The sequence below is a fragment of the Massilia terrae genome, assembly GCF_024753145.1.
Lineage (GTDB): Bacteria > Pseudomonadota > Gammaproteobacteria > Burkholderiales > Burkholderiaceae_D > Telluria > Telluria terrae.
The window spans coordinates 1536012-1549886 of the sequence record NZ_JANUGU010000001.1; the positions used below are offsets into that span (position 1 = coordinate 1536012).

At 67.8% G+C, this 13875-nt stretch carries 7 protein-coding genes; 3 read left to right on the forward strand and 4 right to left on the reverse strand.

The window, feature by feature from the left end; all coding sequences use genetic code 11:
- Positions 1-6: 6 nt before the first annotated feature.
- The 4 genes from NX778_RS06685 to NX778_RS06700 form a co-directional block, all read right to left on the reverse strand.
- Complete coding sequence (locus NX778_RS06685; RefSeq protein ID WP_258810889.1) at positions 7-2172, reverse strand: glycoside hydrolase family 88 protein; 2166 nt, start codon at positions 2170-2172, stop codon at positions 7-9.
- A 17-nt stretch (positions 2173-2189) separates the two neighbouring features.
- The gene (locus NX778_RS06690) at positions 2190-3683 is read right to left on the reverse strand and encodes a hypothetical protein (RefSeq protein ID WP_258810890.1); all 1494 of its coding nucleotides are present in this window, start codon (positions 3681-3683) and stop codon (positions 2190-2192) included.
- Entirely contained in the window at positions 3683-6724 is a 3042-nt protein-coding gene (locus NX778_RS06695; RefSeq protein ID WP_258810891.1) for a TonB-dependent receptor, read from the reverse strand. Before NX778_RS06695 ends, NX778_RS06690 begins: the two co-directional genes overlap by 1 nt.
- A 79-nt stretch (positions 6725-6803) precedes the next feature.
- Entirely contained in the window at positions 6804-10118 is a 3315-nt protein-coding gene (locus NX778_RS06700; RefSeq protein WP_258810892.1) for a TIM-barrel domain-containing protein, read from the reverse strand.
- A 338-nt stretch (positions 10119-10456) separates the two neighbouring features.
- On the opposite strand from NX778_RS06700, the gene NX778_RS06705 reads away from it, so the two are divergent.
- The 3 genes from NX778_RS06705 to NX778_RS06715 are packed head-to-tail and all read left to right on the forward strand — an operon-like array spanning position 10457 to position 13852.
- Positions 10457-11593: an SIS domain-containing protein gene (locus NX778_RS06705; protein ID WP_258810893.1), complete on the forward strand. Its 1137-nt coding sequence runs from the start codon at positions 10457-10459 to the stop codon at positions 11591-11593.
- Entirely contained in the window at positions 11580-12536 is a 957-nt protein-coding gene (locus NX778_RS06710; RefSeq protein WP_258810894.1) for an ROK family protein, read from the forward strand. The genes NX778_RS06705 and NX778_RS06710 overlap by 14 nt, the downstream gene beginning before the upstream one ends.
- The gene (locus NX778_RS06715) at positions 12533-13852 is read left to right on the forward strand and encodes a D-tagatose-bisphosphate aldolase, class II, non-catalytic subunit (RefSeq protein WP_258810895.1); all 1320 of its coding nucleotides are present in this window, start codon (positions 12533-12535) and stop codon (positions 13850-13852) included. The genes NX778_RS06710 and NX778_RS06715 overlap by 4 nt, the downstream gene beginning before the upstream one ends.
- Positions 13853-13875 lie beyond the last annotated feature (23 nt).

Here is a 13875-nt window from a genome sequence, read left to right on the forward strand (position 1 = left end):
CTGCCCTCAGTGCTTGACGCTGACCTTGAGCGGCGCGGCCACACGCGCGGCCGCCGCGCTCACATAGTCGCCCCAGGCTTGCGCATCGGGGAAGTCGCCGCTCTTGCTCCAGCCGGCACCGAGGTAGTAGACGAAGGGCTTGCCCGGCACTGCCTTCGCGGCGGCGAGGTAATTGCCGCCGTTGGATGCGTAGCCGGTCGCACCCGGCACGATCACGGCGCAGGCATTGCTGCCCTTGTCGCCCAAGGCCGGTTCCCAATAGCTCATCCAGCCGGCTTTGTCCTCCACGTACTGTCCCTGTCCTTCGCGCTGGGCGATGCCGACGCCGACTGTCAGCGGCGCCTTGCCCGGCGCCGTGAAGCGGCTTTCGACGCGGCTGAAATTGCTGCCCGCGTCGAGCGAGATACGCCGCACTTCAGCCACCTTGCGGCCGGCCGCATCCCAGGCATCGAAGCGCAGTTCGAACTCGGCGCGCAGCGGGCCGTCGGCCAGGATGTTGTAGCCCGCAAAATTCCTCGAGGTGTACAGCGTGCCGCCATCGACGATGCCAAGGCCGCCGCAGCCGCGCGTCTTGCCGACGTGGTAGAAGTCCAGTCCCTCGCCTTTGTCGATGTGGTATTCGGCGCCCTTGTACCAGGCGTCCTGCACCAGCGCGCGTGTGCGTTTGGACCAGACGTCGACGCCGCTCGAGACCAGCATTTCACGCGGGTCGGTCATGATGGCCGGGCCGTAGACGCGGTGTGCGATGCGATCGTTTTCCCACGCAAAATCGTCCATGCGCTCCGGTACGAAGCGGGCATGGGCGCGCGCCGCCACCGGCGGTTGGGCCGGTACGCGGGCGGCCGGGAACAGCAGGTAGCGGCGGGTCTCGCCCGGTGCGAAATCGGCCTGGAAGATCAGCCCCTTGGCGGTGGCCTGCACCGGCAGCAGGCGCGAGTCCAGCGCATCCATCACCACCACGCTGGCGACCGGAGCCTCGACCGTTTCTTCCGGCCGGTACAGGGCCGACGCGTTTGCGACCGTCACCACCGCCGGCCTGGCGCCGTCCTCCAGGGCCATGCGATACAGCTCGCTGCCGGCCATCAGGAAGGCGCCGACACCGAAAATATCGGTCGACTGCGGATCGAAATGCTTCGGATCCTGCCCGATCGGCTGGACGTGAATCAGCTTGCCGTCGTCCAGCACATTGGCACGCAAGGCCTGCCAGGCGCGCTTGGCGGCCGGGCCGTACTTCGCCTTTGGCAGAAGGCCCTGGTTCACGCCCCAGGCCAGCGCATAGGTGTAGAGGCCGGTGCCGCTGGTCTCCTGGTTCGGATAGCTGTCCGGATCGAGCAGGCTCGATCGCCACAGCCCATCGGCCTGCTGCAGCCCGACGATCCGCTCGGCCATCTGCTGGAACTGCTCGACGAAGCGCGCCCGCGCCGGATGATTGGCCGGCACGTACTGGAGCATGCGCGCCAGTCCGCCCAGCACCCAGCCATTGCCGCGGCCCCAGAACACCTTGTTGCCGTTGGCTTCGCGCTTGTCGAAATATCGGCTGTCGCGGAAGTACAGGTGCTCATCCTTGTCGTACAGGTAGTCCGACGCCTGCCACCAGCGCCGGATCGCAAATTCGAGATAGCGCGGATCGCCCGTCACATGCGACAGGCGCGCCCACGCCGGCGGCCCCATGAACAGGGCGTCGCACCAGGACCAGCGCCGCTGCGCGCCCGGCACCTTGATGTCGAGCGGGCCTTCGTACGGCTCCGCAAGGATGGCGTCGAATTGGGCGCGCATCGGCGCGATCATCTTCGGATCGCGCAGCATCTGGTAAAGCTCGGCGTATGTCTGGCCGATCACGTGGTCGTCCGCATGATAGGGCCGCGCGCCCAGCTTCCACTGGTTCTTCTCGCCCATCGCGACCATCGCGTCACGATAGCGCGCATTGCCCGAGATACCGGCCAAGGCCATGAAGCCGGCGTCGCCGACGCCGTCGGTCCAGTCTTCGCCGCGCCGCGCCGCCGGATGCGCGAGCTGCCAGTCGGCCGCGCGCTCCATCAAGGCCAGCACGGCGGCGGGCGCCTGGGCCGTCGATTCATGCACGGCGCTGGCTGCCGCCGCATGCGCGAGCTGCAGGCCGCCGGCGCCGGCCAGCGCCAGGCCGGTCATCAAAGTCAGAAGACGCTTCGTCATGGGCGATGACTTTCCTTTCAGCTTACGTGGAGCAGCACCGCCGAGCCGGCGGGCAGTGCGAGGTCGAGCGTGCCGTTGCGCGTGACCGGCTGCATGGCCCGGTAGCGCAGCGACCAGGCCGTGCCCGGCGCCAGCGTGCGGTCGTCCTCGCCGAAGGCCATGGCGTAGCGCGCATCGATGGCCGGCGCGTGCAACGGCGCTGCCTGTACACGGGCGCGGCGCGGCAGGCCGCCGAAGCCGAGCTTGCGCGCTTCGGCGCCGGTGTTGATGGCGACGATGCGCTGTCCGTCCGCATGCGCGCTGGCGTACACGCGCACGCCCGGCGGCGGATTCGCTTGTTCGAGCACGTGGAAGCGCCCGCCCGCCAGCTGCTGCGCGCACAGCAGGCCGTAGTACAGCGGGCGCGGCGCAAAGCCGGTATCCAGGTCGCCGCCGATCGGCGAATAGTTCGATGCGGCTGCCTCGATCCTGGCCAGGGGATTGTCGGCGCCGGCGCCGCGTCCGCCTGTGTTGTGGCCTTCGAGCGAGCTTTCGATGCTGCGGCGCGGGCCGCCCTGGAAGCACACGCCCGTGGCGCCGTTGAAGGCGGCCGACAGCGTGTAATCCAGCCCCCACAGCGCGGAGGCGAAGGTATTGCTGACGCCATCGCGCCCGCCGCGGTAGTAGGAATTGGTCTCGGTCAGCCAGAACCCATGCCGGTGGCTGCGCGCGGCGTCGGCCAGCGTGGCGATCTCGCGGTCGAATTCGTCGTCGTGCCTGAGGATGTCGGCCAGCGATCCGTTCTCCGCGGCTTCACGGTAGTAGTGACGGCTGAGCAGCAGGGATTCCGGCACGTCGGCGCCGAAACGCTGAACCCAGTCGGTATTGGCCCCGGTATCCGGGCCGGCGATGCCATTGCGGCCAAGCGGCGCCGCCACGCGGTCCCACTCTGCCTTGTAGGCTTCGTAGGTCTTGAGGTAGTTGTTGGCCTCATTGCCGACCTGGATGGCGAGCAGGCGCCGGCCCAGCCGTTCACGCACCATCGCGGCAAACCGCGCGACCAGCTCCGGGCTGCCGGCCCGCAGGTTGATGCCGAAGATGACTCGCCAGCCGGTCGCGTCGAGGAAACCGGCCAGCGCGTCGATCGCATCCGGGCTCACATCGTAATATGGCTGGATGCGCGCCTTGTCACGGTACAGCGGATGCAGCACCGGCAGCGGACCATCGAAACCGGCCGGCCTGGCCAGGTCGCTGGTATTGCCGCCCAGGCGCAGCACGCCGTTCGGGTTGAGGCGCTTGAAGCTGTCGACCAGGCCGGTGTTCGAGGCCGCGAAGAAGCGCGGGTCGCGCAGGTTGTCGGTCTCGTAGCTGAGACCGACGATGGTCTGCGCGACCGTGGCGCCGGCCGCCTGGGCCGGGATCACGATGCGGGTTCCCGCCGCCGCGTGGGCGGCCGGACCTGCCAGGCCGGCGGCCAATACGGCGCCGCCAGCCTGCGCGCTCTTCAACAGGAAGTCGCGACGATTCATCATCAGAAGTTGTACTCGGCGCTCAGGCGCACCGAACGCGGCGCGGTGCGGCCCGCCACCTGGAGGTAACTGCGCGAGATGCCGCCGCTGCCGTCTTCGCGGGTTTCGTTGTAGCGGGTGACGGTCTGGCGATTCAGTACGTTGAACACGTCCAGCTTCAGGCTCAGGCCCTTGAACGAAGACGGCATCCAGGCCGCGTTCAGGTCGACCTGGGTCTGCCACGGCATGCGGCCGGCGCTGCCGCGCGGCGAAGGCTTGCCGTTGCAGAAGAAGTAGGCCGCGCCGTAGTCGTCGCTGAACTGCAGGTTCGCCGGCAGTTCGCCGATGCAGTTGCGCGGTGCGCCCGAGATCAGCGCCACGTTCGCGCCCAGCAGCACCTGCGGGGTCACCTGCACAAAGCCGTAGCCCTTGATCTGGTGGCGGTGGTCGCCCGGCAGGTAGCCGTAGGAGTTGTACATCAGCTCCTTGTGGTCGTCGCTGACGGTCAGCGCGACGTCGCCACCGCCGATGGTGTCGGTCTGGCCTTCCATATTGCCCTTCAGCGCGGACAGGGTGTAGGTCAGCTTGCCGTACCAGCCGTCGGCGAACGGGTGCTCGACGAACATGGTCAGCGCCTTGTAGGTGCGCTTCGGCAGCGGGTTGCCCCACTCGGCGGCGGAGATGTTCACTTGGCGCTCGCCCTTGCCGTCGCCGAAATCGATGAACAGGTTGTTGTCGCGGCCCGGGTTCATGATCGCGCACTGGAAACCGCCCCAGTGGCTGGTGTCGACGCCGTTGCGCGCGGCCCAGGCGTCGATCGGACGCTGGTCGCAGGTATCGTCGTTGGTGTCGTTCAGGCGGCGGTACAGGAAGTTCGCTCCCGTCACCAGGCGGTGGCTCAGGGCCTTCTCGAAGCCGAACGACACTTCATCCTGCGACAGCGGCTTCAGGCCGATCGCGGTCACTTCGCGCGCATCGCGGGCCTGGCCGTAGGCGTTGTTGGCCGAGTATGGGTTGCTGATCGCATGCAGGCCGGTCGGCGCGCCGGTGATCGGGTCGACCCCAGTATAGGTGTAGTACTGGCTGGTGCGCAGCAGCGGGCTGGCCATGTTGCTGGACAGGTTGGACGGCACCGGCAGGTGGTAGCGGCCGGCGTTGGCGAACAGGCGCAGCGAGCTGTCGCCCATCACGTCCCAGGTCACGCCCAGGCGCGGCGCGATCATGTTGCGCTGTTCGATGAAGGCGTCGCCGGTGGTGGTGTAGTTGGTGAACTGTTCGCGGCGCAGGCCAAGGTCGAGCAGGACGCGGTCAGCCACCTGCCAGTGATCCTGGATGTATTGGGCCGACTGGGTGCTGCTCGGGCGCGCGGTTTTGGTGTTGAGGTCGCGGCTGACATAGTAGCCTTGCGGGCCGTAGCCGCCGCCCTGCGCCGTGGTTTCGAAGGCGCCGTTGATCAGGCGGGTCGGGTTGGTGGTAAAGCGGTAGGTCCAGCTATAGCCGCCCGCCAGCACGCTGCCGACCAGCGAATTGACCTTGATGCGGTCGATACCGCCGCGCAGCGAATGCGCGCCCAGCTTGTATTCCGCGTCCAGGCGCAGGCCTTTCTGGCTGTCCGACGACAGCGGGTCCGGCAGGCTGCCGGTGACGGTCTGCGGATTGTTGTAGGTCAGGCCCGGGACCTGGGTCGTGATGCTCGACGAGGTCTGCGCCAGCGTCGGATCGTAGCCGAACGGGATGCGCTGGTGGACAGAATGGGTGTCGCCGTACAGCGCGGTCACGGTCAGGTTGTCGGTCAGGTAGCCGGTGTACTTGACGATGCTGGCGTCGGCGCCCGGGTTGGAGCCGCTGCCGCAGCAGTTGATGGTCTTCGGCGTCACCGTGGTGACGGTGTCACCGCGCGTCAGGGTGGCGTAGTTGTAGCCGTAGGATGCGCCGGTGCCGATGGTGCGGTCGTACAGGCGGGTAAATTCGATGTGGTGGTCGTCGGTCAGGTTCCAGTCGAACTTGGCCAGGTAGCGGTCGGTGCGGGTGTGCGTATTGGTCCAGCCGGATTTGGCCGCAGTGGCCGCGCTCGAGTTGGTCGATGCCGACACCGCCTGGCTGTCGCTGTTGGTCTGCTCCAGCGCGACGAAGGCGAACAGCTTGTTCTTGATGATCGGGCCGCTGCCATAGACGCCCGCCACATGGCTGGCGGTGCTGTTGTCGCGGTTCCAGAACAGCAGCTTGCCGTCGGTGTCCGGATGGGCGCCGGTCTGCGGCCAGTAGGTGTTCTCCGGCGCGCCGCGCAGGCGGGCCGGCGTGTACTGCAGCTTGCCGCCGAACTCGAACTTGTTGCCGCCGCTGCGGGTGGTCACGTTGATCACGCCGCCGGTCGAGCGGCCGAATTCGGCGCCGTAACCGCCGGACAGCACCTGCATATTGGCGATCGCGCCGAACGGCAGCTCGGACGAGCCGACCTGGGTCAGGATGTTCGTGACCGGGAAGCCGTTGACGTAGAAGGCGTTCTCCGACTGGCCCGAGCCCGAGATCGACGGCGCATTGCCGTACTGGCTGTTGGTGCCGCGGTTGGCGCCCGGGGTCAGCTGCACCACCGAAGCGATGTCGTTCGCCACCGGCAGCGCGCGCAGTTCCTTGGCCGTGAACACCACGCCGTTATTGGTGTTGGAGACGTCGATCACCGGACGCGATGCCTTCACCACCACGGTCTGGGTGGCGTCGGCGCCGGCGCCGAAGCTGGCTTCCACGCCGGTGCCGACCAGCGCTTCGACCTCGCGGGTCGCTTCCACCGCGCCGCTGCGCAGCACCTTGACCGCATAGCGGCCCGGCGGCATCGAGTTCGCGGTGTAGCGGCCGCTCTTGTCCGGGGTCAGGCTGCGCTGCGCGCCGGTGGCCAGGTTCTCGATGACCACGGTGGCCCCGGCGGGCGTGCGCACCTCGCCGAAAATGGTGGTGGTGGCGTTCGACTGGGCCCAGGCCTGGCCGCTGCCGCCCGCGGCCAGCGCGATCAGGATGGCGGCGGCGCTACGGATCGCGTCATTTCGCAGTTTCAGCTGTTTGGTTTTCATTCTCATCTCCTTGGTGATGGGTTGCAGGTCCCCCTCCTCGTTCGGGACAAGGACCTGCGTGATCTCGTTGTTGTTGGAGTTAGCGTGGGCTGACGGTGGCGCCCTCGCTGCCGGTCAGCTGGGCGTTGGCCCAGTTTCCGCAAACATGGCTTGCATTCGAACCCTCGGCGCCGACGGTGCGCAGGCTGAGCTGGCCCAGGCCGCGGATGTCGATCTCGGGCTTGACCACGCCCGGCGCCTTGACCAGGCCGCTGTCGTACAGCAGGCGCTCGCCGCTCCAGACCTGGAAGTGCAGGCCGCCCGCGTTGCGGCAGCTGTCATCCACGCCGAGGTCGGCGCGCAGCAAGCTCCAGTTGCCGGACAATTGCAGGTCGAGGCGGCCGGCCGGCCCCATGCCCACGCCCTTGTTGAAGCGCAGGCCGTTCATGCGCATCTCGGTCGCCTTGCTGGCCGGACGGTCGTGGCCAAGCGCCTTCGGCAGCGCCAGTTCGCTCAGGTAGCGCCGCACTTCCGGGCCTTCCGGCAGCTGGTGTTCGAGCACGTGGAATTCCGAGATCGTGATCGGCGCGACTTCCGCCGGCACAGCAGCGTCGAAGGCACGGCCGCCCTGCCCAGGTGCTGCCGCGGTCACCATCGGATCGGCCGCCGACGCGCCATTCCCTTCCGGATTCTGGGTGCTGAGCACGCGGAAACGCAGCAGGCGTCCCGCGGTTGCCGGGAAGTCGATGGCCTGCACGTCCTTGGTCAGCTCGAGGCGGCCGCGCTTGACCGGCTTGCCCCAGTCGCCATTGCTGTCGGCGACGTAGACTTCGTAGTCGCGCACCTGGCCGTATTTCCAGTTCTTGTCGTTGCGGCCGGCGATCTCGATGCCGTCCACCAGGCGGCGCTCGGAGAAGCCGATGACGAATTCGTGCGGACCGCTCTTCACGGCCTGGCTGCGCAGGGTGCGGAACCAGGTGTCGCGGTTGCCGTCGAAAGCCTGCTCCAGCGGCTGGCCCGGTTCTTCCGCCGGACGGTTGATGACGACCATCGCATCGGCCGGCAGCGCGCGGCCTGGCACCGGTGCGGCCGGGAAGGCGTCGTCGGCGGCGGCCTGGGTCACGCCGCTCACCGCAAGCGTCAAAGGCTGGCGGATGTCCTGCACCGGCGCCTTCACGTGTACGGTGCCGAGGCGGTCGGCGCTGTCGAAATACCAGCCCGCGTCCATGCCATCGAACGCCGCCTTGTCCGCCGCCTCTTTCAGTGCGGTGGCGCCGATCAGCACCTTCGTGGGGCGCTGGCGGCTGAGCATGCGCAGGCTGTAGCCGCGCCTGGTTTCCTGTCCGTCGTACGAACCTTCGACCGGGTTGATCGTCACTTCCACATCGCCGGCATGTTCGCGCATCGCGATCTTCTGCTGGCTGAACTCTCCCTTCTGGTAGCGCCGCGTGTTGCCGTCGTCCTCGTACAGCGTGTACCCGGAGTCGCCCTGCGGGTAGACGTCGAAGGTCACGCGGTCGTTCGGCTTCTCGCCGTCGAACAGCATCTCCGGATACATCGGCACGATGGCGCCGGCGCGGACGAACACCGGCAGCTTGTCGAGCGTGACCTGCAGGTCGATGTCCTTGCCCTGCGCGCCGGCGGTCAGCTGGCGGCCATCGAAGTAGTCGAACCAGCGGCCCTGCGGCAGGTGGATGTTCTTGCGCCAGCCCTGGCTGACGGCCTGGCTGCGGTACACCGGCGCGACCAGCATGTCGCGGCCCAGCAGGAACTGGTACTTGTAGCTTTCGCTCGCGGCGGCGGGATCGTTCGGGTAGTCCCACATCAGGCCACGCACGATCGGCGCGCCGGTCTGTTCTTCCTCGCGCGTCAGGTTGTACATGTAGGGCGTCAGGCGCATCTTCAGCTTGAGGTAGCGGCGGTTGATGCTGCGGTACGGTTCATCGAACCACCATGGATGCTTGCGCTCCGCCGCCGACCACCCCGACATCCCCATCAGGACCGGCGTGAAGGCCTTCCACTGCAGGTCGCGGGTATAGGTCTCCGGGCTGCCGCCGAAGATGGCGTCGACGTCGCCCGTGGCATAGGCCTGGCCCGACAGGCCGGAGCCGATCAGGGTCGGCACGTGCCAGCGGATGTAGTCCCAGCTTGCGCTCTGGTCGCCGGTCCAGGTCACCGCGTAGCGCTGCGTGCCGGCCCAGCCCATCACGGTCCAGATGAAGGGACGGCTGTCGGAATTCTTCAGGATGCCGTCGTAGGCGGCCTTGTTGGCGTCCAGCGAGAACTGGTAGCCCTTGCCGGTCCAGGCCACGTCCAGTTTCTGCACGCGGGTGCCGGCCTGGCCGACTTCCCACGCGATCTTGTCGACGCCGTTCTCGGTCCACAGGCCGGTGCGGAAGCCCAGCTTGGCCAGGCCCTTCACGGTGTCCGGCAGCGCGGTGTAGCCGCAGCCGTAGCCGTCGTTCGGCAGGATCCATCCGCCCGGCATGTCGAACTCGCGGTACTTCCTGGCGACACTGTCGATCACGTCCGGGGTCTTGCCGGTCGGGCCGTCGGTCCAGCCGCGCGGCACCGTGCCCGGCTTCTTCACGTTGTCGCCGTCGTTGTAGCAGTCGGCGTCACCGTAGCTCAGGGCCCAGCGCGGCAGCATCCGCGCGCGGCCGGTCCATTCGGTGTAGCGGGCCAGCACGTCGTGGATCGAATTGCCGACGAAGTAGTAGGCGTCGAAGCGGCCTTCCTTATGCTGCAGCACGGCCTGGTCGTCTTCGCGCAGGTCGTAGTTACCGTCGGCCCAGGTATTGCGCAGCATGCCCCAGCCGCGAGAGCTCATCAGGAACGGCGCGGGGCTCGGGCGGTCGCCCTCTTCCCAGCCGCCGGAGTACGACACCGGCAGTTCGCGGCCCTTGAATTCGAAGCGGCCATTCTGCTGGCCGCCGCCGTAGAAGCGTTCGCCCTTGTCGCTGGAGAGCACCTGCACGCTCTGCTTGTCGCCCAGGTCCAGGCTTTGCAGCTCGTGCCACAGCGGCTTGCTGTCGCCATTGCGGTACAGCGAGAAGCGCAGCGGATGGCGGTCCACGCGCAGGGTCAGGGCGGCGGTGCGCACCACCAGCTGGTTGTTCTCTTCCTTGAATTCGTACTTGACGTCGGACGACGGGGTGGCGACGACGATGGGCGCGGCCTTGTCGCCGGGCCCGGTCAGTTCCTTGGCGCCGGCCTGGATGTGGACCACGTCGGCGCGCGGCAGGCTGATACGCACGCGGGCGCCGGAATCGGAGACCAGGTCCCAGGAGGGGCCGTCGGCCTGGCCGGCGCTGACCGCGCGCAGGTTGCCGATCGGCGCCGCGAAGGCCGAGGCGGTGGCCAGTGCCAGCGCGGACAATGCGAGCGAGCGTTGAAGAGGATGAGTAAGTTTCATGGGTTGTCTCGGGACGTTCTTTTGCGTTTCGATGAGAATAATGTATGAACAAAAGCAAGCTCGGTCAACAAAAAGGAAAGAAAAACACGAATAAAATTGAAATCAACCCGAATAATTCGTCAGAAACCTTTCGTATTGAGCGAAACTGCTCATTTGCCCTTTCGTTTTGTTGCGCAAACGGCACACCGAACAGCGCGCGCCGCCCATCCGGTCGGCGCCTGTTTTGCGTGAATCGCGCAAATCCAACACCGCAAACTTTCGAATATCTTTCACATTTGACTTTCGAAAGCTTTCTATTTAAGATAGATCGCACTGAAAAACTTTTTGCCGATCCTTCGATGACAACTCTTCTACAGCGCAGCCCCCAGGCATGGAGCGACATTGGCGGCCTCCATACCGCCGAGGAAATCGCCCAGCAACCCAAGCTCTGGGGCGAACTGTACGCGGCCCTGCGCACCGAGCGCCCACGCGTCGAGGCTTTCCTGGACGGCTGCCTGTCCAATCCTGAACAGCGGGTCATCCTGACCGGCGCCGGCAGCTCGGCCTACGCAGGCGAAATCATCGCCGACGAAATCAACGCCGCCTGGCCGGCGCAAGTGCGCGCGATCGCCACCACCACCCTGCTCACCCATCCGGAGCTGTACCTGGAACCGGGCGCGCCCACACTGCTGGTGTCCTTCGCCCGCAGCGGCGACAGCCCGGAGAGCCTGGCCGCCGTGAACCTGGTGCGCGACCTGGTGCCGGATGCGCGCCTGCTGAATATCACCTGCAATCCCGAGGGCACGCTGGCGCGCGACAGCGTCGGCGACAGCAAGGCCTGCACCCTGATGATGCCGGCCGCGAGCTGCGACCGCGGCTTCGCGATGACCAGCAGCTTCACCTGCATGCTGCTGGCGACGCTGGCAGTCCTCGGCAAGCCCGAACACGGCGAACGCATCGCCACGCTGGCCCAGCTGGCGCAAACCGCGCTGCAGTCGTGGGAAGCGCCGGCCGCGGAACTCGGCGCCATGGCGGCCGAACGCGTGGTCTACCTCGGCAGCGGCCCGCTCGAAGGCCTGGCCCGCGAGAGCGCGCTCAAGCTGCTGGAGCTGACCGGCGGCCGCGTCCCGGCGATCGCCGACACCCCGCTCGGCTTCCGCCACGGCCCCAAGTCGGTGGTCAACGGCGCGTCGCTGGTGGTTGTCTACAACAGCACCAAGCCGCTGGCGCGCCGCTATGAAGCGGACCTGGTCGATGAACTCAAGCGCGACGGCGTGGCCGGGCGCATCGTCACCGTCGGCCCCGGCGGCGACATCGGCATCGAAGTGCCGGAGTGGACCGATGCCTGGCTGGCGCCCCTGTGGCTGCTAGTCGCGCAGCAGGTCGCCCTGCACCGCTCGGCCGCGCTGAAGCTGCGTCCCGATAACCCGTTCGCCAGCGGCACCGTCAACCGCGTGGTCAAGGGCGTCACCATCTACCGTCATGACGAACACTGAAAAACCGCGCGGCTACCACGGCATCGACATCGGCGGCACCAAGATCGAACTGGTCGCCTTCGCCGTCGACGGCGATGCCCTGCGTGAAGTCCACCGCGAACGGGTGGCGACGCCGGGCCACGATTTCCAGCTCTTCGTCGACGCCATCACCGGCGTGGTCGAACGGGGCGACGCGGCGCTCGGCTTCGCGGCGCCGGTCGGCATCGGCCTGCCCGGCATCGTCGACCAGCAAAGCGGCCGCCAGCTCAGCTCCAACGTGCCGGCCCTGAACGGCCGGCTGGTCGCGCCCGTCCTCGAAGAGGCGCTGGCGCGGCGCGTCGTCATCGGCAACGATTGCCAGTGCTTCGCCCTGTCCGAGGCACAAGGCGGCGCGGCCGACGGCCTGCCCTCGATGTTCGGCGCCATCATCGGCACCGGCGCCGGCGGAGGCTACTGCACCGACGGGCGCCTGCACCGCGGCCTGAACGGCATCGGCGGCGAATGGGGCCACTGGTCCATGCCCGGGCACCTGCTGGAACGCTACGTGCTGCCGGTGATCGACTGCCCCTGCGGGCGCGAGGGCTGCCTGGAACGCTATGTTGCCGGTCCCGGCATGAGCATGCTGCACCGTCACTTCGGCGGCGACGGCGCCGCACCGATGGTGCTGGCGGCGCGCGCCAACGTGGACGATCCGATCGCGGCCAAGACCCTGGAAGCGCACCTCGACCTGCTGGCGCATGCCATGTCCTGCCTAGTGCTGGTGCTCGACCCGCACGCCATCGTGCTGGGCGGCGGGCTGTCCCAGCTTCCCCATCTTTACCAGCAGCTGCCGGCGGCGGTGCGGCGCCACCTGTTCTCCAACGCCCAGGTGCCGCCGATCCTGCCGCCGCGCTTCGGCGATGCCGGCGGCGCGCGCGGCGCCGCCCTGCTGGCCCGTCAACAACTGAGTGCGAGTGCTTCATGAACGAGGATTTGTCCCCCATCCAGCAAGTGGTCCAGGCCCATCGCCGCGGCGAAGCGGCCGGCCTGTACAGCGTCTGCTGCAGCCACCCGGCCGTCATCAAGGCCGCCATGCGCGTGGCCCAGCGCTACGACACCCTGCTGCTGGTCGAGGCGACCTCGAACCAGGTCGACCAGTTCGGCGGCTACACCGGCATGAACCCTGCCCAGTTCCGCGACTACGTGCAGCAGCTGGCGCAGGAACGCGGCTTCCCGCTCGAGCGCCTCGTGCTGGGCGGCGACCACCTCGGTCCCAACGCCTGGCAGGGCCGCCCCGCTGAAGAAGCGATGGCGCACGCCGACACCCTGATCGCGGCCTATGCCGGCGCCGGGTTTAACAAGATCCACCTCGACTGCAGCATGCGCTGCGCCGACGATCCGGCCACGCTGGACGACGCCATCGTCGCATCGCGCTCGGCGCGCCTCGCGGCCATCGCCGAAGCGGCCGCGCAGGCCGCCGGCCATCCGCCGCCGGTGTACGTGATCGGCACCGAAGTGCCGGTGCCGGGCGGTGAATCGGCGCTGGCCGACGCCGGCGCGCCGACCTCGCCGCAGGCCGCCAAACGCACGCTCGAAGTGCATTGCCGCGCCTTCCTCGATGCAGGCCTGAACGACGCCTGGCGCCGCGTGATCGCGATGGTGGTGCAGCCCGGCGTCGACTTCGACCACAGCCACGTCCAGTATTACGACGCGGACCAGGCAAGCGAGCTGTCGGCCTTCGTCGCCGACCGCCCCGGCCTGGTGTTCGAAGCCCACTCGACCGACTACCAGCGCGAATCCGGCCTGCGCGAGATGGTGCGCGACCACTTCGCCATCCTCAAGGTCGGCCCGGCCGCCACCTTCGCCTTGCGCGAGGGCCTGCAGGCGCTGTGCCAGATCGAGGACGAGCTGGTGCCGGCGGAACGCGGCTCGCGCCTGATGCAGGTGCTGGACGAGGTCATGCTGGCCAAGCCCGGCAACTGGATCAAGCACTACCCGGGCAATGCGCAAGAGCAGCGCCTGCTGCGCCGCTACGGCCTGTCCGACCGCTGCCGCTACTACTGGGGCGAAGCGCCGGTGGTGGCCGCGGTGGAGCGCCTGTTCGCCAACCTCGCCACGGTGGAGATCCCGCTGGCGCTCCTGAGCCAGCACCTGCCGGAGCAGTACCATGAAGTCGTGCAGGGCAGCCTCGGACCGGGCAGCGCCGACCTGCTCGAACATAAGATTGGCACCGTGCTGGCGCAGTACGCGCGGGCCTGCAACCGCAATGCGGCAGTCAACAACGCCGCTGCGATCTGTTAAGCTCGACGTTTATCCGATCACCG

Coding starts and splice junctions, on each gene's coding strand:
- NX778_RS06685 (WP_258810889.1), bottom strand. CDS start 2,172: ATGACGAAGCGTCTTCTGACTTTGATGACCGGCCTGGCGCTGGCCGGC.
- NX778_RS06690 (WP_258810890.1), bottom strand. CDS start 3,683: ATGATGAATCGTCGCGACTTCCTGTTGAAGAGCGCGCAGGCTGGCGGC.
- NX778_RS06695 (WP_258810891.1), bottom strand. CDS start 6,724: ATGAAAACCAAACAGCTGAAACTGCGAAATGACGCGATCCGTAGCGCC.
- NX778_RS06700 (WP_258810892.1), bottom strand. CDS start 10,118: ATGAAACTTACTCATCCTCTTCAACGCTCGCTCGCATTGTCCGCGCTG.
- NX778_RS06705 (WP_258810893.1), top strand. CDS start 10,457: ATGACAACTCTTCTACAGCGCAGCCCCCAGGCATGGAGCGACATTGGC.
- NX778_RS06710 (WP_258810894.1), top strand. CDS start 11,580: ATGACGAACACTGAAAAACCGCGCGGCTACCACGGCATCGACATCGGC.
- NX778_RS06715 (WP_258810895.1), top strand. CDS start 12,533: ATGAACGAGGATTTGTCCCCCATCCAGCAAGTGGTCCAGGCCCATCGC.